This is a genomic window from Micromonospora sp. NBC_00389, assembly GCF_036059255.1.
GTDB lineage: Bacteria > Actinomycetota > Actinomycetes > Mycobacteriales > Micromonosporaceae > Micromonospora.
In genome coordinates, this window is sequence record NZ_CP107947.1 from 7,070,485 (window position 1) to 7,093,068 (window position 22,584).

The following is a 22,584-nucleotide window of genomic DNA, read 5'->3' on the forward strand; positions in this document are numbered from 1 at the left end:
CCGGAGGAGGTGCGCGATGGCCACCATGCACGACGTAGCCCGCCTCGCCCAGGTCTCGGTCAGCACCGTGTCGTACGTGCTCACCGGCACCCGGCCGATCTCCCAGGCCACTCGGGACAAGGTGCTCGCCGCGATGGCCGAGCTGGACTACCAGCCCAACGCGATGGCCCGCGGCCTGGCCAGCCGGCGCAGCCGGATCCTGGGCCTGCTGATGCCGATGGACGAGCGCGGCCTCGGTGCGACCGAGACCGCCTTCGTCACCGGCGCCGCAGCCGCAGCCAGCGCCGCCGGCTACCACCTGGTGCTCTCGCCGGTCGGCGGCGGCGACCTCGACGACCTGCGGCGGCTGGCCAGCCAGCGGATGCTCGATGGGGTCGTGCTGATGGAGGTGCAGCTCGCCGACGAGCGGGTCACCGTGCTCCAGGAGGCCGGCGTTCCGCTGGTCCTGATCGGCCGCACCGGCGACACCACCGCGCTCTCCTACGTCGATATCGACTTCGAGCAGACCGTGCGGGAGGCCGTCGCCCACCTGGTCGGGCTGGGTCACCGGAGCATCGTCTACGTCAACCACTCGGCCGCCACCCTGGCCAGCGGCTACGGTCCCGCGCTGCGTACCCGGGACGCCTTTGTGTCGGCGATGGCCGGGCACGGCCTGGAGCCGGTGATGATCCCGGCCGAGGACAGCGCCGCGGGCGGGCGGGCGGCCCTGGCCGCCGCGTTCGCGCAGGCACCGGAGTTGACCGCCGTGCTGGCCATGAACGAGACCGCGATCTTCGGCATCCTCGGCGAGCTGACCGGCCGAGGGCTCTCGGTGCCGGAGGACGTCTCGGTCGTCTCGATGGTCACCTCACGGCAGGTCGCCGAGCTGGCCACCCCGGCGTTGACCGCGATGACGTCTCCCGGTTCGGCCATGGGTCGGATCGCCATCGAGGCGCTGCTGCGCCACCTGGACGGGTCCGGCGACGAGCGCCACCAGCAACTGCTGCCGTGCGCGCTGGAAGTCCGGGGATCGACCGCCGTGCCACGACAGCCAGCACCGGACGCACCCGGGCGGTCACCGACCGACGGGGGTTGACCAGCTAAAACGGCCCGCCGCCGCGCTGCAACGCGACGACGGGCCCAGTGAAGTACCGGCTAGATACTCAATGAGGAGGATAGCAATGCAGCGATTCCGCCGAATCGTCGCCGCGCTCGCCCTGGCAGCGACCGCGACGACCACCATGGCCGCGTGCGGCGGTGGGGACAGCGGGGACGACAGCGGGGCCAAGACCCTCAAACTGTGGCACTACGAGAGCGCCAACAGTGCCATGGGGGTCGCCTGGGACCGGTCGATCGAGATCTTCAAGGCCGAGCACCCGGGCGTCGAGGTGCGCTTCGAGCGCAAGGCGTTCGAGCAGATCCAGCAGAACGCTGGCATGATCATCAACTCGTCCGAGGGTCCGGACGTGATGGAGTACAACAAGGGCAACGCGACCGCCGGCCTGCTCTCCTCCCAGAGCCTGCTCACCGACCTGAGCGCCGAGGCCGACAAGCGCGGCTGGGCCGGCAAGCTCAGCCCCAGCCTGCAGACCACCGCCCGCTACAGCGACAAGGGCGTGATGGGCTCGGGCAACTGGTTCGGCGTGCCGAACTACGGCGAGTACGTGACGGTCTACTACAACAAGGACCTCTTCCAGCAGCACGGCATCAAGGTCCCGACCACCATGGCCGAGATGACCTCCGCGATGGACACCTTCGTCGGCAAGGGCGTCACCCCGCTGGGCATGGCGGGCGCCGAGTACCCGGCCGGTCAGCTCTTCTACCAGTTGGCGCTGGCCAAGGCGGACCGGCAGTTCGTCGACAACTACCAGCTCTACAAGAATCCGGTCGACTTCAAGGCCGACCCGCTGAAGTCCGGCGCGGAGACCTTCGCCGACTGGGTGAAGAAGGGCTACGTCGCCAAGGACTCGGCGAGCCTGAAGGCCGAGGACATGGGCACCGCGTTCATCGGCGGCAAGACCCCGATGATCGTCTCCGGTAGCTGGTGGTACGGCCGGTTCAAGGCCGAGATGAAGGCCAACTGGGACACGTTCCTCTTCCCCGGCAACACCCTGCAGGCCGGCTCGTCCGGCAACCTCTGGGTGGTCCCGGCGACCAGCAAGGCCAAGGGCCTGGCGTACGACTTCATCGACATCACCCTGCGTCCGGAGATCCAGGACCTGATCGGCAACAACGGTGGCGTGCCGGTCGCCGCTGACCCGGCGAAGATCAGCGACCCCAAGGACCGCAAGCTGATCGAGGACTTCAACACGGTCAGCAAGCAGGACGGCCTCGCCTTCTACCCGGACTGGCCGGTTCCCGGCTACTACGACGTGCTGGTATCCGGCTTCCAGGGCCTGATCAACGGCTCCAAGTCGCCCGACCAGGTCCTCGACTCGATCGCCAAGCCGTACGCCGACGGCGTCAAGGAGATCACCGGCAAGTGACACGGCGAGCGGCGGGCGTGACCGGCACGACCGGCGCGCCCGCCCGCCCCGCCGGGAAGGATCTTCCATGGCAGTCTCCGAGACCGTCGCCGCCGCACACCCGGCGACGACCCCGACTCAGCCCGCGCCAGGCCGGAAACGTCGCGGCCGCAACGCCTCGTACTGGCTCTACCTGCTCCCCGGAGCGGTGCTCTTCATCCTGGTCATCGGCGCACCGCTGGTCGGCACCGGCTACCTGTCGCTGACCAAGTGGTCCGGGGTCGGCGACCCCACCTGGGTCGGCCTGGACAACTACCAGCAGTTGCTGCACGACGAGGTGTTCTGGGCGTCGTTCCGGAACACCGTCGCGATGCTCATCGCGATGGTGGTGGTGCCCACCCTGCTCGGGCTGGTGCTCGCCTCGGTGCTCTTCGACATCATCGGCCGCCGGTTCCGGCCGCGTACCGCCGCCGCGCTGCGGGCCGCGTTCTACCTCCCGCAGGTGCTGCCCGTCGTGGTGGCCGGCATCGTCTGGGGCTGGATCCTGCGCCCCGATGGCGCGTTCAACAGTCTGCTCGACGCGGTTGGTCTCGGCGCGCTACGCCATGACTGGCTCGGCGACCCGGACACCGCGCTGCCCGCCGTGATGGCGGTGATGATCTGGGTGCAGATCGGCTACCCGGTGGTCGTCTTCATGGCGGCGCTGCAGCGGGTCGACCCCGAGCTGTACGAGGCGGCCGAGGTCGACGGCGCGAACTGGGTCCACCGGTTCCGGGCGATCACCCTTCCGCAGATCCGGCCGGAGACCTTCGTGGTGGCCCTGACCTGCACGATCGCCGCGTTGAAGGTGTTCGGGCCGATCTTCGCCCTGACCCGGGGCGGCCCGGAGAACGCCACCAACGTGCCCTCGTACTTCGCGTACTACACGTTCTTCAAGAAGCTCCAGGTCGGCTACGGCTCCGCGATCTCCACAGTGCTCACCCTGATCATCGTGGTGGTGGCCGTGCTGTTCATCTGGATGCAGTACCGCAGCGAGCGCCGGGACCGGGGGATCTGACATGGCCGTCACGCTCACTCCGGCGGACCGCGCGCCCGCCCCGCCCCGGACCCGTCCGGTCCGCGACCGGCACCACCGCGGCGTCAGCCGCTGGGTGGTGCTCGCCCTGGTCACGCTGGGCGCGCTGGTGATGCTGGTGCCGTTCGCGTTCATGCTGCTCAACGCGTTCAAATCGCCCAGCGACTACTCCAACGGCGGCCCGCTGAGCTGGCCGACGGAGTTCTACACCACGGGTCTGCGGACGTACTGGACCACAGTGAACTTCCCGCTGAAGCTCTGGAACTCCACGCTCATCGCCGGCTCCGTGGCGGTGCTCGGCGTGGCAGTCTCACTGCTCAACGCGTACGCCCTGGGCATCGGCCGGGTCCGCGGACGCCTCTGGATCGTCGGGCTCTTCCTGCTGGCCAACATGCTGCCGCAGGAAGCGTTGATCTACCCGCTCTACTACGTCGCGAAGCAGGTCGGCCTCTACAACACGCAACTCTCGGTGATCATCATCTTCACCGTCATCCAGAGCGCGTTCGGCACCTACCTGCTCGCCTCGGTGATGAGCACGTTCCCGCGCTCACTGCTGGAGGCCGCCTCGTTGGACGGCGCCGGCAAGTGGACGATCCTGTGGCGGGTGGTCTTCCCCAACCTGCGGCCCACCCTCGCGGTGCTGCTCATCTTCTTCTTCATCTGGACCTGGAACGAGTTCCTGATCCCGCTGGTCATGCTGATCGACAACCAGACGCAGACCATCCCGGTCGCGCTCGCGTCGTTGCAGGGCGACCGCCTGATGGACGCCCCGACCACCAACGCCGGCGCGCTGATCAGCCTGGTGCCGGCCATCATCTTCTTCCTCATCTTCCAGCGCACTCTGGCGCGCGGCATCACGGCAGGAGCCGAGAAGTGAAGTTCACCGACGGGTACTGGCAACTGCGCCCGGGGGTCAGCGTGCTGCGCCCCGGCACAGTGGAATCGGTCGAGCCGGACGAGCGCGGCTTCACCGTCTTCGCGCCGGCCGGTCAGATCACCGGACGCGGCGACACCCTCAACCGGCCGGTGGTCACCGTCCGGTTCTTCTCCCCCGCCCCCGGCGTCGTCGGCGTGACCATCGGCCACCACAGCGGCGGGCTGCCCCAGGAGCCGCACTTCGGGCTGGCCACCGACGACGAGCACCCGATCCACGTCGACGTCACCGGGATCAGCGCGTCGCTGACCACCGGCGAGTTGACCGCCCGGGTCGCGCTCATCGACGGGTGGCGGGTCGACTTCCTGCACGGCGACCGGCTGGTCACCGCGTCCACCGGGCGCAGCGTCGGCATCGTCACCGACGGCGAGGGCCGCCGGCACGTACACGAGCGGCTCGCCCTCGGCGTCGGCGAGACGGTGTACGGGCTGGGCGAGCGGTTCGGCCCGTTCGTGAAGAACGGCCAGACCGTCGACATCTGGAACGCCGACGGCGGCACCGCCAGCGAGCAGGCGTACAAGAACGTGCCGTTCTACCTGAGCAGTGCCGGCTACGGGGTGTTCGTGGACCACCCGGAGCACGTCTCCTTCGAGGTGGGCTCGGAGGTCGTCACGCAGACCCAGTTCAGCGTCGAGGGCCAGTCGCTCACCTACTACGTCATCGACGGGCCCACCCCGAAGGACGTGCTGCGCCGCTACACCGCGCTGACCGGCCGACCCGCCCGGGTTCCCGCCTGGTCGTACGGGCTGTGGCTGTCCACGTCGTTCACCACCTCGTACGACGAGAAGACGGTGACCGAGTTCGTCGACGGAATGGCCGAGCGCAACCTGCCGCTGTCGGTGTTCCACTTCGACTGCTTCTGGATGCGCCAGTTCCACTGGGTCGACTTCGTCTGGGACCCGGCGACCTTCCCCGACCCGGAGGGGATGCTGCGCCGGCTGCACGAGCGCGACCTGAAGGTGTGCGTCTGGATCAACCCGTACATCGCGCAGCGCTCGTACCTGTTCGAGGAGGGCCGCGAGGCCGGCTACCTGGTCCGCAACGCCGACGGGTCGGTCTGGCAGTGGGACAAGTGGCAGGCCGGCATGGCGTTGGTCGACTTCACCAACCCGGACGCGGTCCGCTGGTTCACCGGCAAGCTCAAGGCGCTGCTGGACATGGGCGTCGACTGCTTCAAGACCGACTTCGGTGAGCGCATTCCGACCGACGTGGTGTGGCACGACGGTTCGGATCCGCAGCGGATGCACAACTACTACTCCTACCTCTACAACAAGGCGGTCTTCGAGCTGCTGGAGGCCGAGCGCGGAAAGGGCGAGGCGGTGCTGTTCGCCCGCTCGGCCACCACCGGAGGCCAGCAGTTCCCGGTGCACTGGGGTGGCGACTGCGAGTCGACGTTCGTGGCGATGGCCGAGTCGCTGCGCGGCGGGCTGTCCCTGGCCGCGTCCGGCTTCGGCTACTGGAGCCACGACATCGGCGGCTTCGAGGGCACCCCCGACCCGACGGTGTTCAAGCGGTGGATCGCCTTCGGGCTGCTCTCCTCGCACTCCCGCCTGCACGGCTCCGGCTCGTACCGGGTCCCGTGGGCGTACGACGAGGAGGCGGTTGACGTGCTGCGGCACTTCACCCGGCTCAAGCTCAGCCTGATGCCGTACCTCGCGGGCGCGGCGCAGGAGGCGCAACGCGACGGGGTGCCGATGATGCGGCCGATGATCCTGGAGTTCCCGGACGACCCGGCCGCGGCGCACCTGGACCGGCAGTACATGCTCGGCTCCGACGTGCTGGTCGCGCCGGTGCTCAGCGCCGACGGGGAGGTCACCTTCTACGTGCCCGCCGGCACCTGGACCCACCTGGTCACCGGCGCGCAGCTCACCGGCCCGGCCTGGGTCACCGAGAAGCACGAGTTCGACAGCGTCCCGGTGCTCGCCCGGCCGGGCGCGATCATCCCGTTCGGGGCGCGCTCCGACCGGCCGGACTACGAATGGGCGGACGGCGTGCAACTGCGGCTCTACACACCGGCGGAGGGGCAACGCCAACGGGTACGGATCCCGTCGCCCGGGGACGGGCCCGGAACGGAGTTCGAGGTGAGCTTCCGCGACGGCGTCGCCACCGCCGAACTGGTGGCGGGCGCCTCGTCGGCGTACCACTGCGTGGTGGCCGGGACCGAGGTGGCGGCGCGATGACGTCCCGTACCTTCCCGGAGAGCTTCGTCTGGGGCTCGGCCACGGCGGCGTACCAGATCGAGGGCGCGGCCACCGAGGACGGCCGCGGGCCGTCCATCTGGGACACCTACAGCCACACCCCCGGTCGGACGCACAACGGCGACACCGGTGACGTGGCCGCCGACCACTACCACCGCTGGCCGCAGGACCTGGACCACACCGCCGGGCTGGGCCTGGGCGCGTACCGGTTCTCCATCTCCTGGCCGCGGGTGCAGCCGGGTGGCGCCGGCCGGTTCAACCAGGCCGGCCTGGACTTCTACTCGCGGCTCGTGGACGGCCTGCTGGAGCGCGGGGTCCACCCGGTGGCCACCATGTACCACTGGGACCTGCCGCAGGAGCTGGAGGACGCCGGCGGGTGGCCGGCGCGGGAGACCGCGCTGCGCTTCGAGGAGTACGCGGCCGGGATCGTCGCCGCGCTCGGCGACCGGGTGCACACCTGGACAACGCTGAACGAGCCGTGGTGCTCGGCGTACCTGGGCTACGCCTCCGGCGTGCACGCCCCGGGGCGCACCGAACCGGCCGCCGCGCTGGCGGCGGTGCACCACCTCAACCTGGCGCACGGCCTGGCCGGGCGGGTGGTGCGGGAGTTGGCGCCGACGGCCGAACTCTCGGTGACGCTGAACCTGCACGTGATCCGTCCGGAGTCGGACTCGGCAGCGGACGCCGACGCGGTGCGGCGCATCGACGCGCTGGCCAACCGGTCGTTCCTAGGGCCGATGCTCGGCGGGGCGTACCCGGCCGACCTGCTGGCCGACACGGCGAGCGTCACCGACTGGTCGTTCGTCCGCGACGGCGACGAGAAGGTGGCCGCCGTGCCGCTGGACGTGCTCGGCGTCAACTACTACTCCAGCACCCTGGTCCGCGCCTGGGACGGGCACTCGGCCCGGTCGGACGCCGACGGTCACGGCGCCTCGGCGCACTCACCGTGGGTGGGCGCCGACGACGTCGACTTCCTGCCCCAGCCCGGCCCCCACACGGCGATGGGCTGGAACATCGACCCGGCCGCGCTGACCGGCCTGCTGCTGCGGCTACGCCAGGAGTACCCGGGCCAGCCCCTGATGATCACCGAAAACGGCGCGGCGTTCGACGACGTCGTGTCGGCCGACGGCACGGTGCACGACGAGCGGCGTGTCGACTACCTGCGCCGGCACATCGCCGCCATCGCGGACGCCCGCGAACAGGGCGCGGACGTCCGGGGCTACTTCGTCTGGTCGCTGCTGGACAACTTCGAGTGGGGCTACGGCTACGACCGGCGGTTCGGGATCATCCGGGTCGACTACGACACCCAGGAGCGCACCTGGAAGGACAGTGCGCACTGGTACCGGCGCCTGGTCGAGACCGGGACGCCGGACCAGCCGACGGACTGACGGCAGCCGCCGGGTCATCCCCGCGCCGGCCGACCCGACGGGCAACTGCCCGCCCGGCCGGCCGGCCGGGTCACGGCGCGGCCACGGACCGGTTCGACCGGCGCTCAGACGCCGACGCGCTGCGGCGGAACGGTGAGCCCGTAGAGCGCCATCAACTCCGGGGTGTCGACCCGGCTGCCGTCGGCCACCGAGTCGCACGCGATGTCGACGATCTGGTCCTTGTGCGCCAACAGGTAGGGCCGGGCGCCCACGTCGGCGCTGGCCAGGGTGGCGATGCCGGACCAGTGCCGACGGCCGAAGAGCATCGGGTAGCCGCGCAGCCCGTCGTAGGTGGCGCAGACCAGCACATCCGGGTACGGCAGCGCGGCCACCCGCCGGACCGCGACCGCGGTCAGGCCCGGCATGTCGACCGGGACCACCACCACCGCCTCGATCCCCTCGTCATCCATGGCGGCCAGGCCGGCCCGGATCGACGAGCCGACCCCGGTGCCCCACGCTTTGTTGATCACTACCGTTGCCTTGCCCAGGTCGGCGGTCTCCCGGACCTGTTCGGCGGCGGCACCCAGCACGACCACGATCTGCTCGCAGCCCGCCTCGGTCATCGTGTCGATCATCTGGTTGACCAGGGGTTTCTCCCCCTGGTGCAGCAGCGCCTCGGGACCACCGATGCGGCGCCCCCCGCCCGCGGCGATGATCATTCCTGCGATCCGGTTCAGCTGCGCCCCCTCCACCGTGGAACGGACCGGGCACGGCGGTACCCGGTCCATCCCGTCCTACGGACACCGGATGCAACGAGTGCGGCCAGCCCCGGGTAGCGGGGCAAATAGGAAAATTGTGCGCTATGCCGCGTCGGCGTAGCAGTCGACGATGGACAGATCCAGCGGAAACCGCACCGGGGTGTCGCCGAACAGCAGCCCCGCAGCCCGCTCACCGCTACGGCCCACCGCCGCCGCCACCGCCTCGGCCTGCGCCGCCGGACAGTGCACGATCACCTCGTCGTGCTGAAAGAAGACCAGCTCGGCGTCGGTGCCGGCCAACTCGGTGCGCAGCGTCGCCAGCAGCGTGGAGGCCCACTCCGCAGCCGTGGCCTGGATGACGAAGTTACGGGTGAAACGCCCCCGCGACCGCGCGGCGCGAGCCCGAGGACTCTGCCGGTCGGCTGCGCCATCCGGGTCGGTCGGCACGTCATCGGGGTCGCCGAACCCCGCTGAGCCGGGCGGGCAGGTGCGCCCAAGCCAGGAGCGCACCAACCCGCCCGCCTCACCGGTGCGCGCCGCCGCCTCGACGTAACCGAACGCCGTCGGGTAGCTGCGCTTCAACACCGCCAGCGCGGGCACCGCGGCCCCGCCGGTCTGCCCGTACATCGCCCCGAGCAGGGCAACCTTGGCCTTGGCACGGTCACCGGCGAAGGCGTCCCGGGCCAGTGCGGCGTACAGGTCGCCGGCCCCGCCCGCCGCCGCCAGCCGGGCGTCGCCCGAGACCGCGGCCAGCACCCGGGGCTCCAACTGACCGGCGTCGGCGACCACCAGCCGCCAGCCCGGGTCGGCCACCACCGCGCGGCGGATCACCTTGGGGATCTGCAAAGCGCCACCGCCCCGGGTGGCCCAGCGGCCGGAGACCACCCCGCCCGGGACGTACTCCGACTGGAACCGCCCGTCACGGACCCACTGCTCGCGCCACGACCAGCCGTGCGCCGTCCAGATCCGGTAGAGCTCCTTGTACTCCAGAACCAGCGGCACCGCCGGATGGTCCACCCCACGCAGCACCCAGGCCCGCGTGTTGGGCAGCTCCACCCCGACCCGGGCGAACGCCTTCAGCAGCTCCGCCGGGGAGTCGGCGTGCAGCCGACGGACGCCGAACGCGTCGGCGATCCGGGCGGCCAGCTCGGCCAGCCGGCGCGGCGGGCCGCCGACCGGAGACGGCTCACCCAGCAGCTCGCCGAGGATGGCGTCGTGCACCTCGGCCCGCCAGGGCAGCCCGGCGATGCCCATCTCCACCGCGATGAGCGCGCCGGCCGACTCGGCAGCCACCAGCAACCGGAACCGGCCCGGGTGCTCGGTGTCGGCGATCCGGGCGAGCTGGTCGGCGTACACCTGAATCAGGGCGTCGATGCCCGGGCCGGCCGGGCCGGGCAGCGCGTCGAAGAGCGCGCCCTGACCGTGCCCGGGCGGAGCGGCCGGGCGCGGCGGCGGATCGGGCGGCACCGGCGCGCCGCTGAGCCGGGCCCAGGCGGCGGCGAACGATCGTGGCTCGCCCCAGCGGCCGGCGTGGCCGAGCAGCAGCGCCTCGGTCAGCTCCACATCGTGGCAGCGCTCGACGCGCACCCCGGCCCGCAGCAGCGCCGGGTAGACCGCACCGGCGGTCGGCCACACCCAGCGCGGATGCCCGGCGGCCTCCCACCTGGCCACCGCGGCGGTCAGGTCGGTGACGATCTCGGTCGGGCCGGCGGGCCGGCCGGCGGCATCCAGCGGGCGCAACTCTCCCCCGCCCCGCTCGTCGGACACCATCGCCACCAGCACGGATGCGATTCTGCCTCGCCCCTGTGACATCGGCCGAGCCCATCCATCGAAACCGGGCCGGCGCGCGCGGTCGGGCGCGCGAAAACCGGACAGTGGATCGTGGGAAGGCTCGGTAGCGTGGCCGGGTGCCCCCGCAGATCCCGCATTCCGACCCTGGCATTCCGGACACCGGGGGGCCAATGCGCTATCTCTGGTGGCTGGTCCGCCGCCAGCCCTGGCGGGTGCTGCGCGGCAGCCTGCTCGGAACGGCCTGGATGGTCGGCTTGTCCCTCCGGCCCTACCTGATCGCCCGCGCCGTCGACGACGGGCTGCGCGCACACGACAGCCGTGCCCTGGCACTCTGGGTCGCGGCGATCGTCGTGGCGGGCGTCGGGCTGTCGTACCTGGGCATCATGCGACACCGCACGATGACCTTCATCCGGGAGGACGCCAAGGCCCGCTCGGCGGCCGTCGTGCTGCGCCAGGTGTCCCGCATCGGCGCGGTACTGCCGCGCCGGGCCGCCGCAGGCGAGGTGGCCACCATCGGCGGCTCCGACATCGACTGGTCGGCGCAGGTGCTGACGCTGACCGGGCCGGGGGTCGGCGCGGTCGTCGCGTACGCGGTCATCGCCGTGCTGCTCTGGTCGATCTCCCCGGTCCTCGCGCTCTGCGTGCTGCTGGGAGTGCCGGCGGTCGCGCTGGTCGTCGGGCCGCTGCTACGCCGCCTCGAACGGGCGGAATCGGTCTACCGGACGCAACAGGGCGCGCTCACCGCCCGATCCGGCGACATCGTGGCCGGGCTGCGAGTGCTCGCCGGGGTGGGCGGCCGGGACCTGTTCGCTCGCCGGTACGCGGCCAGATCCCGGGACCTGCTCGCCGAGGGTTACCGCGTCGGCGCGGTCAACAGCTGGATCGACGCGGCGACGGTGGCCATCCCCGGGCTGTTCCTGGCGGCGGTGGTGTGGCTCACTGCTCGGATGGCGGTGACCGGTGACGTCACGGTCGGCGAGTTGGTCGCCGTCTACGGTTACGTGGCGACCCTGATCGTGCCGGTCTGGTTCCTGCTGGAGGGCAGCCACCAGCTGATTCGCGGCCGGGTCGCCGCCCGGCGGATCGTGGCCCTGCTCAAGCTCACCCCGGACGACGTCGGCGGCCCGGGTCGGCGGGGCCGGGGCACCGTGCCCGACCCACGAAGGCCGGATGTCAGGGCCGCGCCCGACCGCCCCGCCGACCTGCACGACCCGGTGACCGGGCTGACCGTCCGTACCGGCCGGCTGACCGGCGTGGCCGCCGACGATCCGGCGGCGGCGCTGGCACTGGCCGATCGACTTGGCCGGTACGTGGCCAGCGAGTCCACCTGGGGCGGTGTGCCGCTGACCGGGATCGCCCTGGACGAGGTCCGGGCCCGGATCCTGGTCGCCGACCACGACTCGTACCTCTTCGCCGGGACGCTGCGCGACATCCTGCTGTCCCCGCCGGACGGCCGCCACGACGATGCCCGGTCGGGAGCCGACCACGATGCCCGGCCGGAGGCCGACGACGACCGGATCCGCGCGGCTCTGCGGGCCGCGTCGGCCGAGGACGTCGTCGATGCCCTGCCGGCCGGCCTGGACACGGTGATCGACGCCCGAGGCCGCACCCTCTCCGGCGGTCAGCGCCAGCGGGTACGCCTGGCCCGGGCGCTGTTGGCCGAGCCGGAGGTGCTGATCCTCGTCGACCCGACATCGGCGGTGGACGCGCACACCGAGGCGCGGATCGCCGACCGGCTGCGTAGCGCGCGGGCCGGGCGGACCACCATCGTGCTCGCTACGTCGCCGCTGCTGCTGAGCCGGGCCGACCTGGTCGCCCACCTGCGGGCGGGCCGGATCGTCGCCACCGGCACCCACACCGACCTGCTCGACCAGGACCCCGGGTACCGGTACCTGGTGGCCCGGGGCAGCGCCGATCCCGACATCGACCGGTCCGCCGACGCTGCGGGGGTCCATCCGTGAGCCGGCTGCCGGTGGCCGAGCGCGGCACCGTCCGCCGGGCGCTGCGTGACCTGATCGGCCGGCACCGGCGCGCGGTCGGCGTCGTGCTGGCGCTGCACAGCGCCGCGGCGGTAGCCGGGCTCGCCCCGCCCTGGCTGCTGGGCACCATCGTCGATCGGGTCACCGCGGGCGCGGGTGTGGCCACGGTGGACCGACTGGCGCTGGCGATCGGTGGTTGTGTCCTGGTGAGCGCGTTGCTTTCCCGGTACGCCCAGTACGCCGGCCACCGGTTCGGGGAGCGGGCCGTCGCCGAACTGCGCGAGGAGTTCGTCGACCGGACACTCGGGCTGCCCGTCTCGGTCGTCGAGCGGGCCGGCTCCGGAGACCTGGCCACCCGCAGTTCGGTCGACGTGTCGACGGTCGGCACCACCGTCCGGGACGTGGTGCCCACCATGGTCATCGCGTCGGTGCAGCTGTCGTTGCTGTTCGGGGCGGTCTTCCTGCTCCACCCGCTGCTCGGGCTGGCGGCGCTGGCCGGGCTGCCGTCGATCTGGGCGGTGACCCGCTGGTACCTGCGGCGGGCCACCTCCGCGTACCTCGCCGAGGGGGCGGCGGCCGCCGAACTGACCGAGACGCTGACCACCACCGCAGAGGGTGCCCGGACCGTGGAGGCGCTGCGGCTGGCCGACGACCGGATCGGGCACGGCACCACTCGCATCACGCGGGTGTGGTGGGCCCGGCGGGCGACTCTCGCGCTGCGCACCGTGTTCTTCTCGGTGGTGGAGGCCAGCTATCCGCTGCCGATCGCCATGGTCCTGCTCGTCGGTGGGTACCTGCTCTCCCGGGAGATGGTCTCGCTCGGCGCGGTGATCGCCGCCGCGCTCTACCTGCAGCAGGCGATCGATCCGCTGGACCGGCTGCTGCAGTGGACGGAGCAGGCGCAGCGCGGCTTCGCGTCGTTCGCCCGGGTGCTCGGCGTGGGCCTGGTCCCGCCGGAGCCGCCCGGCACGACGGCCACGTCGCGGGGTGAGCGGCTCGTCGTGCGCCAGGTGCGGTTCGCCTACGCCGGCGGGCACGACGTGCTGCACGGCATCGATCTGGAGGTACGGCCCGGCGAGCGGTTGGCCGTCGTCGGACCGTCCGGGGCGGGCAAGTCCACCCTGGCCCGGCTGCTGGCGGGGATCGACGCGCCGCGCCGCGGCGTCGTCAGCATCGGTGGGTGCCCGGTGACCGACCTCGACCCCGCCGAGCGTCGTCGCCGGATCGCCCTGGTCACCCAGGAGCACCACGTCTTCATCGGCTCGGTACGCGACAACCTCGCCTTCGCCGCGCCGGACGCCTCCGACGAGCAGATGCGCGCCGCGCTGGCCACCGTGGGCGCCGACTGGTACACCGAGCTGCCCGACGGCCTGGACACCCCGCTCGGCGACGGTGCCCGGCAACTGGGCGCGGCCGAGGCCCAGCAACTGGCACTGGCCCGGCTGGTGCTCGCCGACCCGCACACGCTGATCCTGGACGAGGCGACCGCCGCGCTCGATCCGACCACCGCCCGGCGTACCGAGCGGGCGTTGGCCGCCGTGCTCGTCGGGCGGACCGTCATCGCGATCGCGCACCGGCTCAACACCGCGCACGACGCTGATCGGGTCGCCGTCCTGGTGGACGGCCGGATCACCGAGATCGGCAGCCACGACGATCTCGTCGCGGCCGGCGGGGCGTACGCCGCCCTCTGGCACTCGTGGCACGCCGACGAGCGTCCGCAGTCCCGGAAGGAGTGGCCATCCTGACCACTCCTTCCGGAACCCACGCCTACTGAGCGGCGGCTACTTCACCGCGCCGGAGGTGAGGCCGGCCTGGATCTGACGCTGGAAGACCGCGTACACGATGATCATCGGCAGGATGGCGATGGTCAGCGCGGCGAACAACCCGGACCAGTCCGCCTCGTAACCGGCGTTGACCGAGATGTCCGCGATGCCCTGGGTGAGCACCCACTTGTCCTTCGAATTGGAGAGCAGCACCAGCGGAAGTTGGTACTGCGCCCACTGACCGATGATGTTGAAGATCGCCACGCTGATCAGGCCCGGCTTCGCCATCGGCATCATGACCTGGAAGAACAGCCGGGTGTGCCCGCAGCCGTCGATCAACCCCGCCTCGGCCACCGAGGACGGCAGCGTCTTGAAGAACGCGGCCAGGAAGAAGATCGTGAACGGCAGCGAGTACGCGATGTAGACCAGCACCACCCCGGTGTGGGTGTCCAGCAGGCCCAGGTTCTTCACCACGAAGAAGAGCGGCACCAGGGCCAGGAAGACCGGGAAGGCCAACCCCGAGACGAAGAGGTAGTAGATCGCCCGGTTGCCCCAGAACTTGTACCGGGCCAGCACGTACGCCGCCATCGAGCCGAGCAGCATCGTGCCGAAGGTGCTGCACGTGACCACGATGACGCTGTTGAGGAAGTACCGACCGACGTTCGCCTTGGTCCAGGCCCGGCCGAAGTTCTCCCACCGCAACTCCGCCGGGAGTGTCCACGGGCTGCTGAAGATCTCGCTGGTGTTCTTGAACGCGGCGAGGAAGGTCCAGAGGATCGGCACGATCACGATCACCGCCCACACGGCGAGCGCGATGTGCCCCAGGCCAGCGAAGAACCGTACCTCCGAGCGGGGGCCCTTCCGCCCTCGCCCACCGGAGGCACCCGGGTCGCCGGTCTTCGGCGGTTTCGCCGCCGGCGTCGGCGGCAGCGTCGACTGCGGGTTCATCAGTACTCCACGCTTTCCCGCTTGCTGAGCCGCAGCGTCAGCGCCGCGAACGTGAGGGTCAGGAAGAACAGGGCCACGCCCATGGCCGAGGCGTAGCCGTATTTCGAGTAGACGAACGCGTTGCGGTAGATCTCCATGGCCAGCACCGTGGTGGCGCCGTCGGGGCCGCCGCCGTCCACCGAGAGCACCGCGACGATGGCGAACGCGTCGAACGCCGCGATGCCCAGGTAGACCCAGGCCACCTGGAGGGTGTCCCAGAGCAGCGGCAGCGTGACCCGGAAGAACAGGGTCACCTTGGTCGCCCCGTCCATCTCGGCGGCCTCGTAGATCTCACCCGGGATGGAGGCCATCCCGGCCGAGAAGAGCACCACGTAGAAGCCGACGGCCTGCCAGACCAGCACCGCGATGATCGACCAGAGGGCCAGGTTCGGCCGGACCAGGAAGAGCACCGGGTCGAAGCCGAGCTTCATCAACACGCCGTTGATCAGGCCGGACTCGTTCGGCCGGTACACCATCTGGAACAGCACCGCGATGATGGCCACCGCCAGGACCTGGGGGAAGAAGAACACCACCCGGTAGAACTTCGCCCCCCAGACCCCCTGGCGTTGCCCCCCGCTGCTCTTGCCACCCACGTTGAGCAGGAAGGCGAAGAACAACGCGATGGCGATGGTGATCAGCGGCAGGGCAAGCAGCAGTACGCCGTGGTGCTGGACCGCCTTCCAGAAGGCGCCGTCGTCGAGAAGCCTCCGGTAGTTGTCGAAGCCCACCCACTGTGGGGCCGACAGCCCCCGCCAGTTGGTCATCGAGATCTGGAACGCCTGCGCGTACGGCGCGATGACGAAGACCACGTACAGCGTGACCGGGGCAAACAGGAACCCGATCACGAATGGATACTTGCCGTGCCGCATGACCCCTACGCTCCGATCGATCAGCGCTTGAACTTGGCGACCGAGCTGTCCTTCTTGATCGCGTCGGCGCGCTTCTGGATCCGCTCCAGGTACGCGTCCGCGTTGATCCGGCCGAACATCAGCTCGTTGGTGGCGGTGCGCGCCTCCGTGTCGAGCTCCTTGTACCAGCCGTCGAAGTACAGGTTGAACACGTCCTGGCCGGCCGCCTTGAGCGCGGCCTGCGAGCTGGCCACACCGGGCGGGAAGGCGAAGCCCTCCGAGCCGGCGGTGACCACGGTCGGGGCCTTGACCACCTCGGTGAAGCCCTTCGCGCCCGCCTTGGAGAGCATCTGGCGCATGTACTCCAGGCCGCCCTTGGGGTTCGCGCTCTTCGCCGAGACGAAGTAGCCCTCGCCCGCGGTGGCCCGCAGCGCGGTGGCCGGCAGCTTGTCCGAGGCGGTCAGGCTCGGCACCGGCATGAGCTGGTACTCGAAGCCGGACGGCGTGTCCTTCTTCTGCTCGCCCTCCAGCCAGTCACCGCTGGGGTACAGGCCCACCTTGTACTGGTTCTGCCGCAGCTGCACGTCGGTGTGCTTGAGCCCCTCGAAGCTCTTGTCGATGAACTTCGAGCCGACCTCGGCCCACGCCGTGGCCGCCTGCTTGACCGCGTCCTGCTTCCAGGCGCCGTCCTCCAGGTTGTCGATGTTCTTCAGCACCTCGACGCCGCCGATCTTCGCGGCCTGCGTGAGGATCACGTTCCACTGGTAGTAGGCCGCGTTCGCCCCGGCGTAGCCGTACGGGGTGATGCCCTTGGCCTTGATGGCGGTGAGCAGGGTGATGAACTCGTCCCAGGTCTTCGCCGGCGCCCAGCCGTTGTCCTTGAACAGCTTGCCGGAGTACCAGATACCGAAGACGGTGGAGACGTAGTACAGCACGTACGGCTTGCCGTTGAACGAGCCCGCCTCGATGGTGCCGGGCACCACGGTGTCGCGGACCTTCTTGGCCGGGTCGTCGACCGACGGGGCGTCCCACAGCTCGGTGAGGTCCTGCAGCTGACCGTCGGCGACCAGCGCGCCGAAGTCCATCAGCTTCTCGCCCGAGTTGTTCACGAACTCCGGCGGCTTTCCGGAGGCGAAGCGCGGCTGGAGGATGGTGGAGATCGCCTGGGTGGACTGGTGCTTGATCTCCGCCTTGGGGAACGCCTTCTTGTACAGCGGCTCGTGCACGTCGGTGGCGTACTTCTCGCCGTAGCCGCCGTTGAAGATGACCACCTCGATCGGTGCGTCGTCCTTGACGCCGAGCGGGTTGGTGGCGCTCTTGGTGCCGCCGGCGACCTGCTCGTTCTCCTCGTCGCCGCCGCTGGTGGCGCAGGCGCTGAGCAGGCCGATGGCCGGAGTGGCAAGCATGCCCACGGCGGCGGCGCGACGCAGCACCGTGCGACGGTCGAGTGCGGCCGGGTGCTCGGGGGTAATCGACATCGTCGTCTCTCCTTGTGGAATTCGGGTCAGGCGGTACGCCGGAGACGTCCGGCGTACCGCGACTCGAGGGCGATGTTGTGCTCGTCCCCGCCGGGGACGTTGGCGGAGAGGTAGATAGGGGGCACCTCTCCGGCCTGGTGGAACCGTCGTACGACCTCCGCGGTCAGCAACTGCGCCAGCAGCGCCGTGGTGACCGAGGAGACCGCACAGACCGCGCCGCCGCCCTCGAGCGGCAGCAGTGCATCGCCGTACGGCGCGCCGTTGTCCAGCACGACGTCGGCGAGGTCGGCGAGCCGTTGACCGGACGGGTGCCGCGGGGCGACCCGTGCGGTGTGCTCGACGGAGGTGACCGCGATCAACGGGTGACCGCGCTCGGTGACCAGCGCCGCCAGCTCGACCACCGAGCCGTTGATGCCGGATTGGGACGCCACCACGAACACGTCGTGCGGCTGCGGCGCCGCGAGCGCGTAGATCTGGTGGGCGATGGAGGGGTCGCGTTCCAGCTTGGGGTCGGCGAGGACGTCCCGCGGGGCGTCTCCGTGCACCACCAGGTCACGTACCGAGAGTCGGTTGGTGGGGACCAGCCCGCCGGCCCGGGCGACCAGTTCGGCGGCGAACGCCTCGGAGTGCCCGGCGCCGAACGCCTGGAGCACCCCGCCGGCGCGCAGGCTCTCGGCGATCAGGTCGGCGGCCCGGGTGATGCCGTCGGCCTCGGAGTCGAGCAGCCGGTCGAGCACCGGGCGGACCGCGTCCGCGTACCCCTGGGCGCTGATCATGAAACGGCTCCCTTCGCGGCCTTGTGCCCGTCGACGGCCTGCGCGGTGCGCCGGAAGGCCGCGTGCGCGCGGTCGTGGGTGCGCTGGGCGACGGCGATGTAGAGCAGGTCGAGCACGACCAGCTGGGGGTGGCGGGCGGAGAGCGCGTCCGGCCGGAAGGTGGTCGCCTGGCTGGCGGTGAGCAGCACGATGTCGGCCAGCTCGGCCAACGGCGAACGGGGGAAGCCGGTCAGCGCGATGGTCGTGGCGCCCCGGCTGCCCGCCTCGGCGAGCATCTCGATGGTTTCCCGGGTCTGCCCGGTGTGCGAGATGCCCAGCGCCACGTCACCGGCGCGCAGCAGCGCGGCGCTGGCAAGCCCTTCGTGCACGTCGTTCCAGGCCCACGCGGCCACACCGATGCGGTGCAGGCTGAACTGCATCTCCTCGCCGACCAGCGCGCTGCCGCTGGCACCGAAGATGTTCACCCGGCTGGCGCCGGCGATCGCCACCGCGGCCCGCTCCACCTCGGCGAGGTCGAGCAGCGTGGCGGTGTCGTGCATGGCTCGGGTGTCGGCGGCCATGATCTGGTCGAGCACCCGGGCCAGCGGGTCGCTCGGTTGGATCTCGCGTCCGATGTCGATGGTCCACCCGGCCGAGCGCGCCCGCCCGGTCTCGGAGGCGATGCCCAGCCGCAGGTCGGCGTAGCCCTCGAAGCCCATCGCCCGGCAGAAGCGGGTGATGGTCGCCGGGGAGGTGCCGCTGCGCTCGGCCAGCTCCACGATCGTGGATCGGGCGGCGGCCTCCGGATCGCTCAGCACGTGCTCGGCGACCCGACGCAGCGCGCCGGTCAGCTCACCGAGACCGTTGCGGACCCGGGCCAGCACCCCGTCGGAGGCCGACCCGAGCGCGCCCCGCCGGTCGAACGCGTCGGCGTCGACCACCGCGGTCCCCGCGGCGGTGTCCACCTCGTGATCAACCATGGGACGCCTCACCTTTCCGAAAAGACTGTTAACTGTTAGTGGTAAAATTTCTTACTGAACGACCGTCTATGTCAAGACCGTGGGCGAAGTTTTCAAACTGTTACCTGGCGCACACCCTGCCGGGCCCGCCGGATCTTGCCCTCTGGGACGACGCCGACCAGCATGAACAGGCCGATCGCCGCCCAGCGCAAGGAGGCCGTGCCGATGTCCGACACCGTCGTGGTCGGCCTGGACGTCGGCGGTACGTCCACCCGGGCGACCGCCCTGACCCTGACCGGCGAACGCCTCGGCACCGGCCGCGCCGGCGGCGGCAACCCCACCAGTCACGGCGCCGACCAGGCCGCCGCCGAGTTGTTGACCGCGCTCCGCGGCGCGCTCGCCGACGTCGACCCGACCCGGGTGGCGGCCGGCACCATCGGGCTGGCCGGGGCAGCCCGGCTGCTCGCCGATCCGGCCGGACGAGCCGCCTTCGACCGGGCCTGGCACGACGCCGGCCTGCGCTGCCCGTACGCCGTGTACGGCGACGCCCTGGTCGCCTACGCCTCCGGCACCGCCGCCCCGGACGGCACGGTGCTCATCGCCGGCACCGGGGCGATCACCGCGCAGGTCCGCGACCTGCGACTGGACCGGGTCGCCGACGGCCACGGCTGGCTGCTCGGCGATGCCGGGTCCGGCTTCTGGCTCGGCCGTGAGTCGGTCCGCCGGCTGCTCGCCGACCTGGACGCCGGCCGCACCCCCGGCGCGCTGACCACGGCGGTCCTCACCGAACTGATGGGCAGCGCCGAAATCGCCCCCCGCCCCCGGGACACCGTGGACGCCACGATCCAGGCGGTGACCCGCCGGCCACCGGTCGAGCTGGCCCGCCTGGCGCCGCTGGTCGTCACCGCCGCCGCCGACGGCGAACCCGTCGCCACCGCGCTGGTCACCGAGGCCGCCGCGCACCTCGCCGAGAGCGTAAACCGGATCCGCCCAGCCGGTGCGGTGACGCCGGTCGTGCTCGGCGGCGGGCTGCTCACCGGGGACACCCCGCTGGCGGCCGCCGTCCGAGCCGAGGTCGGCCGGCGCTGGCCGCAGGCCCCGCTGCGCACCGCCGGCGACGGGGCCGCCGCCGCAGCCTGGCTCGCCGCCCGCGAGCTACCCGAGCTCACCGACCCGGCCACCCTGCACGCCCGACTCTTCCCCGCCACCCCCTGACCATCCACGGGCGGCCCGCCGCCGCACGGCGCGCGGCCGCCGCACGATGATCGCGCTCGATCCAGGATGTAGTCCCCTCCCGCCACGAGGTGGGGACTCTTTCCAGGATCGAGCGCGATCAAGGGCGCGAGGCGCGATGAGATCAGGATCGGTCAAGCGCTTGCCAGGGCCGGAGGGTGAGACTCCGGGGTCGGCACCGGCCGTGTTACTTGAGCTGGCCTGCGGTCAGCCCGGCCTGCACCTGCCGCTGGAAGCCCACATACACGGCGAGCACCGGCAGCACCGCGATGCTCAACCCGGCGAAGAGCCGGGCGTAGTCGCCGGCGTAGCCCTGGCTCACCGACAGGGCGAACAGCCCCTGGGCGAGCACCCACTTGGACTCGTCGCCCTGCATCAACACCTGCGGCAACAGGAACTGGTTCCAGTGGCTGAGGAAGTTGAAGATCGCCACGCTGATCAGTCCCGGACGCGCCATCGGCAGCATCACCCGGAAGAAGAGCCGGAAGTGACCGCACCCGTCGACCATCGCGGCCTCCGCCACCGAGGTCGGCAGGGTCCGGAAGAACGCGGTCAGGAAGAAGACCGTGAACGGCAGCGAGTAGGCCGCGTACACCAGGATCAGCCCGGTCCAGGTGCCGAAGAGACCGGCGTTGCGGACCACGAAGAAGAGCGGCACCAGGGCGAGGAACACCGGAAACATCAGGCCGCCGACGAACAGGTAGTAGACGAACTGCCGGCCGCGGAACTCGTACCGGGCGAAGACGTACGCGGCGGTGGCACCCATCAGCATGGTGAGGCTGACCGAGCCGGCCACCACCACCAGGCTGTTGAGGAAATACCGGCCGATGTGCGCGCCGGTCCAGGCTCGCACCCAGTTGTCCCAGTGCAGCGTCTCGGGCAGCCCCCACGGGTCGGCCAGGATCTCCCCGTTGGTCTTGAACGAGCTGATGAACATCCACAGCAGCGGCAGTACGGTGAGCAGGCCCCAGAGCAGCAGGAAGCCGTGCGAGAAGGCGTTGGCCACGCCGAACTCCCGGCGGACCGGGCGGTCCCGGCCAGCGCCTGGTGTCGGTGCGGTGGCGGCGGGGGCGGGCTTGTCCAGTGTGGTCACGAGTACTCGATCCGATCGCGCCGGCCGGCCCGCAGCGACAGCGCCGCCACCGAGAGGGTCAGGAAGAACATCACCACGCCGATCGCCGAGGCGTAGCCGAACTTGGTCTCGCTGCCGAAGGCGGTGTCGTACATCCGGACGCCGATCACGTCGGTGGAGAAGTTCGGCCCACCGTTGGTCATCAACTGCACGAGGATGAACCCGTCCAGGGCGAAGATGGCCAGGTACACCCAGGCGACCTGGACGGTGTCCCAGAGCAGCGGCAGGGTGACCCGGCGCAGCGTGGTGAAGCGGGACGCACCGTCGAGCAGCACCGCCTCGTAGATCTCCTTCGGCACGGCCGACATCGCGGCGCCGAACAGCACCACGTAGAAGCCGACGTTGCTCCACACCATCACCGCGAGCACGCACCAGAAGGCGGTCGCCGGATCGCCGAGCCAGGTCGGCGCGGACAGGCCGATCCCGTGCAGAGCGGCGGTGAGCAGCCCTTTGTTGGGGTGGTAGACCTCCTTCCAGAGCAGCGCGATGATCACCACGGAGAGCACCTGCGGGAAGAAGTAGACCGTGCGGTAGAGCGCGCCGCCGCGTACCCCGGTCACACCGGCGCGGCCCTTGCGTCCGCCCATGGCGAGCATGGTGGCGAAGAAGAGCCCGAGCACGATGGTCAGCACCGGCACCAGGGCCAGCAGGATCGCGTTGTTCTTCAGCGCGTTCCAGACGTAGTCGTCGTGCCACAGGGTCTTGAAGTTCGCCAGGCCGACGGAGTTGGCGTCGGGCGAGTAGCCGAGCCAGTCGGTGGTCGAGATCTGGAACGCCTGCAGGTACGGCGAGACCACGAAGACGACGTAGAGCAGGACCGGCGGCACCAGGAAGGTGACGATCAGCGGCCACTTGCCATGTCTCACAGTGAGGACCTTTCCCC

General features: G+C 71.0%; 18 protein-coding genes. 9 read left to right on the forward strand and 9 right to left on the reverse strand.

Features of this window, described 5'->3' with window-relative positions; genetic code table 11:
- Positions 1–16 precede the first annotated feature (16 nt).
- From OG470_RS33435 to OG470_RS33460, 6 genes are all read left to right on the forward strand, one after another.
- Positions 17–1,075, forward strand: a complete 1,059-nt coding sequence (locus OG470_RS33435; protein ID WP_328418646.1) for a LacI family DNA-binding transcriptional regulator — start codon at positions 17–19, stop codon at positions 1,073–1,075.
- Between the two features lie 85 nt (positions 1,076–1,160).
- Positions 1,161–2,465 carry an ABC transporter substrate-binding protein gene (locus tag OG470_RS33440; protein ID WP_328418647.1) on the forward strand — a complete coding sequence of 435 codons (1,305 nt, stop codon included), beginning with the start codon at positions 1,161–1,163 and terminating at the stop codon, positions 2,463–2,465.
- Positions 2,466–2,532: 67 nt separating this feature from the next.
- Positions 2,533–3,501, forward strand: a complete 969-nt coding sequence (locus tag OG470_RS33445) for a carbohydrate ABC transporter permease (protein ID WP_328418648.1) — start codon at positions 2,533–2,535, stop codon at positions 3,499–3,501.
- Between the two features lies 1 nt (position 3,502).
- Complete coding sequence (locus OG470_RS33450; protein ID WP_328418649.1) at positions 3,503–4,396, forward strand: carbohydrate ABC transporter permease; 894 nt, start codon at positions 3,503–3,505, stop codon at positions 4,394–4,396.
- Positions 4,393–6,633, forward strand: coding sequence for an alpha-xylosidase (gene yicI, locus OG470_RS33455; protein ID WP_328418650.1), 2,241 nt, complete (start codon positions 4,393–4,395; stop codon positions 6,631–6,633). The genes OG470_RS33450 and yicI overlap by 4 nt, the downstream gene beginning before the upstream one ends.
- Positions 6,630–8,039 carry a GH1 family beta-glucosidase gene (locus tag OG470_RS33460; RefSeq protein ID WP_328418651.1) on the forward strand — a complete coding sequence of 470 codons (1,410 nt, stop codon included), beginning with the start codon at positions 6,630–6,632 and terminating at the stop codon, positions 8,037–8,039. The genes yicI and OG470_RS33460 overlap by 4 nt, the downstream gene beginning before the upstream one ends.
- Positions 8,040–8,143: 104 nt before the next feature.
- Here the strand turns inward: OG470_RS33460 and OG470_RS33465 are convergent, their stop codons facing one another.
- Positions 8,144–8,737, reverse strand: a complete 594-nt coding sequence (locus OG470_RS33465) for a nucleotidyltransferase family protein (RefSeq protein ID WP_328426735.1) — start codon at positions 8,735–8,737, stop codon at positions 8,144–8,146.
- Positions 8,738–8,878: 141 nt separating this feature from the next.
- A complete protein-coding gene (locus OG470_RS33470) occupies positions 8,879–10,588 on the reverse strand; it encodes a bifunctional 3'-5' exonuclease/DNA polymerase (protein ID WP_328418652.1) in 1,710 nt (569 codons plus the stop codon).
- Between the two features lie 149 nt (positions 10,589–10,737).
- On the opposite strand from OG470_RS33470, the gene OG470_RS33475 reads away from it, so the two are divergent.
- Together OG470_RS33475 and OG470_RS33480 are read left to right on the forward strand one after the other, a co-directional pair.
- Positions 10,738–12,528, forward strand: coding sequence for an ABC transporter ATP-binding protein (locus tag OG470_RS33475; RefSeq protein WP_442931229.1), 1,791 nt, complete (start codon positions 10,738–10,740; stop codon positions 12,526–12,528).
- On the forward strand, positions 12,525–14,291 hold the full coding sequence (locus OG470_RS33480; protein ID WP_328418653.1) for an ABC transporter ATP-binding protein: 1,767 nt from the start codon (positions 12,525–12,527) through the stop codon (positions 14,289–14,291). Before OG470_RS33475 ends, OG470_RS33480 begins: the two co-directional genes overlap by 4 nt.
- Before the next feature lie 36 nt (positions 14,292–14,327).
- On the opposite strand, the gene OG470_RS33485 is transcribed toward OG470_RS33480, so the two are convergent.
- From OG470_RS33485 to OG470_RS33505, 5 genes are read right to left on the reverse strand one after another with little or no spacing between them, the layout of a single operon-like run.
- On the reverse strand, positions 14,328–15,257 hold the full coding sequence (locus OG470_RS33485; protein WP_328418654.1) for a carbohydrate ABC transporter permease: 930 nt from the start codon (positions 15,255–15,257) through the stop codon (positions 14,328–14,330).
- Positions 15,257–16,165 (reverse strand): carbohydrate ABC transporter permease, encoded by a 909-nt coding sequence (locus OG470_RS33490; RefSeq protein ID WP_328418655.1) that lies wholly within the window; start codon positions 16,163–16,165, stop codon positions 15,257–15,259. Before OG470_RS33490 ends, OG470_RS33485 begins: the two co-directional genes overlap by 1 nt.
- 20 nt (positions 16,166–16,185) lie before the next feature.
- A complete protein-coding gene (ngcE, locus tag OG470_RS33495; protein ID WP_328418656.1) occupies positions 16,186–17,622 on the reverse strand; it encodes an N-acetylglucosamine/diacetylchitobiose ABC transporter substrate-binding protein in 1,437 nt (478 codons plus the stop codon).
- Positions 17,623–17,648: 26 nt separating this feature from the next.
- Entirely contained in the window at positions 17,649–18,398 is a 750-nt protein-coding gene (locus OG470_RS33500) for an SIS domain-containing protein (protein WP_328418657.1), read from the reverse strand.
- Complete coding sequence (locus OG470_RS33505; protein WP_328418658.1) at positions 18,395–19,357, reverse strand: MurR/RpiR family transcriptional regulator; 963 nt, start codon at positions 19,355–19,357, stop codon at positions 18,395–18,397. Before OG470_RS33505 ends, OG470_RS33500 begins: the two co-directional genes overlap by 4 nt.
- Before the next feature lie 204 nt (positions 19,358–19,561).
- Between OG470_RS33505 and OG470_RS33510 the strand changes: the two genes are divergently transcribed.
- Positions 19,562–20,551: an N-acetylglucosamine kinase gene (locus OG470_RS33510; protein WP_328426739.1), complete on the forward strand. Its 990-nt coding sequence runs from the start codon at positions 19,562–19,564 to the stop codon at positions 20,549–20,551.
- 205 nt (positions 20,552–20,756) lie between these two features.
- Here the strand turns inward: OG470_RS33510 and OG470_RS33515 are convergent, their stop codons facing one another.
- Together OG470_RS33515 and OG470_RS33520 are read right to left on the reverse strand one after the other, a co-directional pair.
- Positions 20,757–21,662, reverse strand: coding sequence for a carbohydrate ABC transporter permease (locus OG470_RS33515; RefSeq protein WP_328418659.1), 906 nt, complete (start codon positions 21,660–21,662; stop codon positions 20,757–20,759).
- Positions 21,659–22,567, reverse strand: a complete 909-nt coding sequence (locus OG470_RS33520; RefSeq protein WP_328418660.1) for a carbohydrate ABC transporter permease — start codon at positions 22,565–22,567, stop codon at positions 21,659–21,661. Before OG470_RS33520 ends, OG470_RS33515 begins: the two co-directional genes overlap by 4 nt.
- Positions 22,568–22,584: the final 17 nt, after the last annotated feature.

Excerpts from the sequence above, each read along its gene's own strand:
- OG470_RS33435 (WP_328418646.1), top strand. The coding sequence starts at position 17 with ATGGCCACCATGCACGACGTAGCCCGCCTCGCCCAGGTCTCGGTCAGC.
- OG470_RS33440 (WP_328418647.1), top strand. The coding sequence starts at position 1,161 with ATGCAGCGATTCCGCCGAATCGTCGCCGCGCTCGCCCTGGCAGCGACC.
- OG470_RS33445 (WP_328418648.1), top strand. The coding sequence starts at position 2,533 with ATGGCAGTCTCCGAGACCGTCGCCGCCGCACACCCGGCGACGACCCCG.
- OG470_RS33450 (WP_328418649.1), top strand. The coding sequence starts at position 3,503 with ATGGCCGTCACGCTCACTCCGGCGGACCGCGCGCCCGCCCCGCCCCGG.
- OG470_RS33460 (WP_328418651.1), top strand. The coding sequence starts at position 6,630 with ATGACGTCCCGTACCTTCCCGGAGAGCTTCGTCTGGGGCTCGGCCACG.
- OG470_RS33465 (WP_328426735.1), bottom strand. The coding sequence starts at position 8,737 with ATGATCATCGCCGCGGGCGGGGGGCGCCGCATCGGTGGTCCCGAGGCG.
- OG470_RS33470 (WP_328418652.1), bottom strand. The coding sequence starts at position 10,588 with ATGTCACAGGGGCGAGGCAGAATCGCATCCGTGCTGGTGGCGATGGTG.
- OG470_RS33475 (WP_442931229.1), top strand. The coding sequence starts at position 10,738 with ATGCGCTATCTCTGGTGGCTGGTCCGCCGCCAGCCCTGGCGGGTGCTG.
- OG470_RS33485 (WP_328418654.1), bottom strand. The coding sequence starts at position 15,257 with ATGAACCCGCAGTCGACGCTGCCGCCGACGCCGGCGGCGAAACCGCCG.
- OG470_RS33490 (WP_328418655.1), bottom strand. The coding sequence starts at position 16,165 with ATGCGGCACGGCAAGTATCCATTCGTGATCGGGTTCCTGTTTGCCCCG.
- ngcE (WP_328418656.1), bottom strand. The coding sequence starts at position 17,622 with ATGTCGATTACCCCCGAGCACCCGGCCGCACTCGACCGTCGCACGGTG.
- OG470_RS33500 (WP_328418657.1), bottom strand. The coding sequence starts at position 18,398 with ATGATCAGCGCCCAGGGGTACGCGGACGCGGTCCGCCCGGTGCTCGAC.
- OG470_RS33505 (WP_328418658.1), bottom strand. The coding sequence starts at position 19,357 with ATGGTTGATCACGAGGTGGACACCGCCGCGGGGACCGCGGTGGTCGAC.
- OG470_RS33510 (WP_328426739.1), top strand. The coding sequence starts at position 19,562 with ATGTCCGACACCGTCGTGGTCGGCCTGGACGTCGGCGGTACGTCCACC.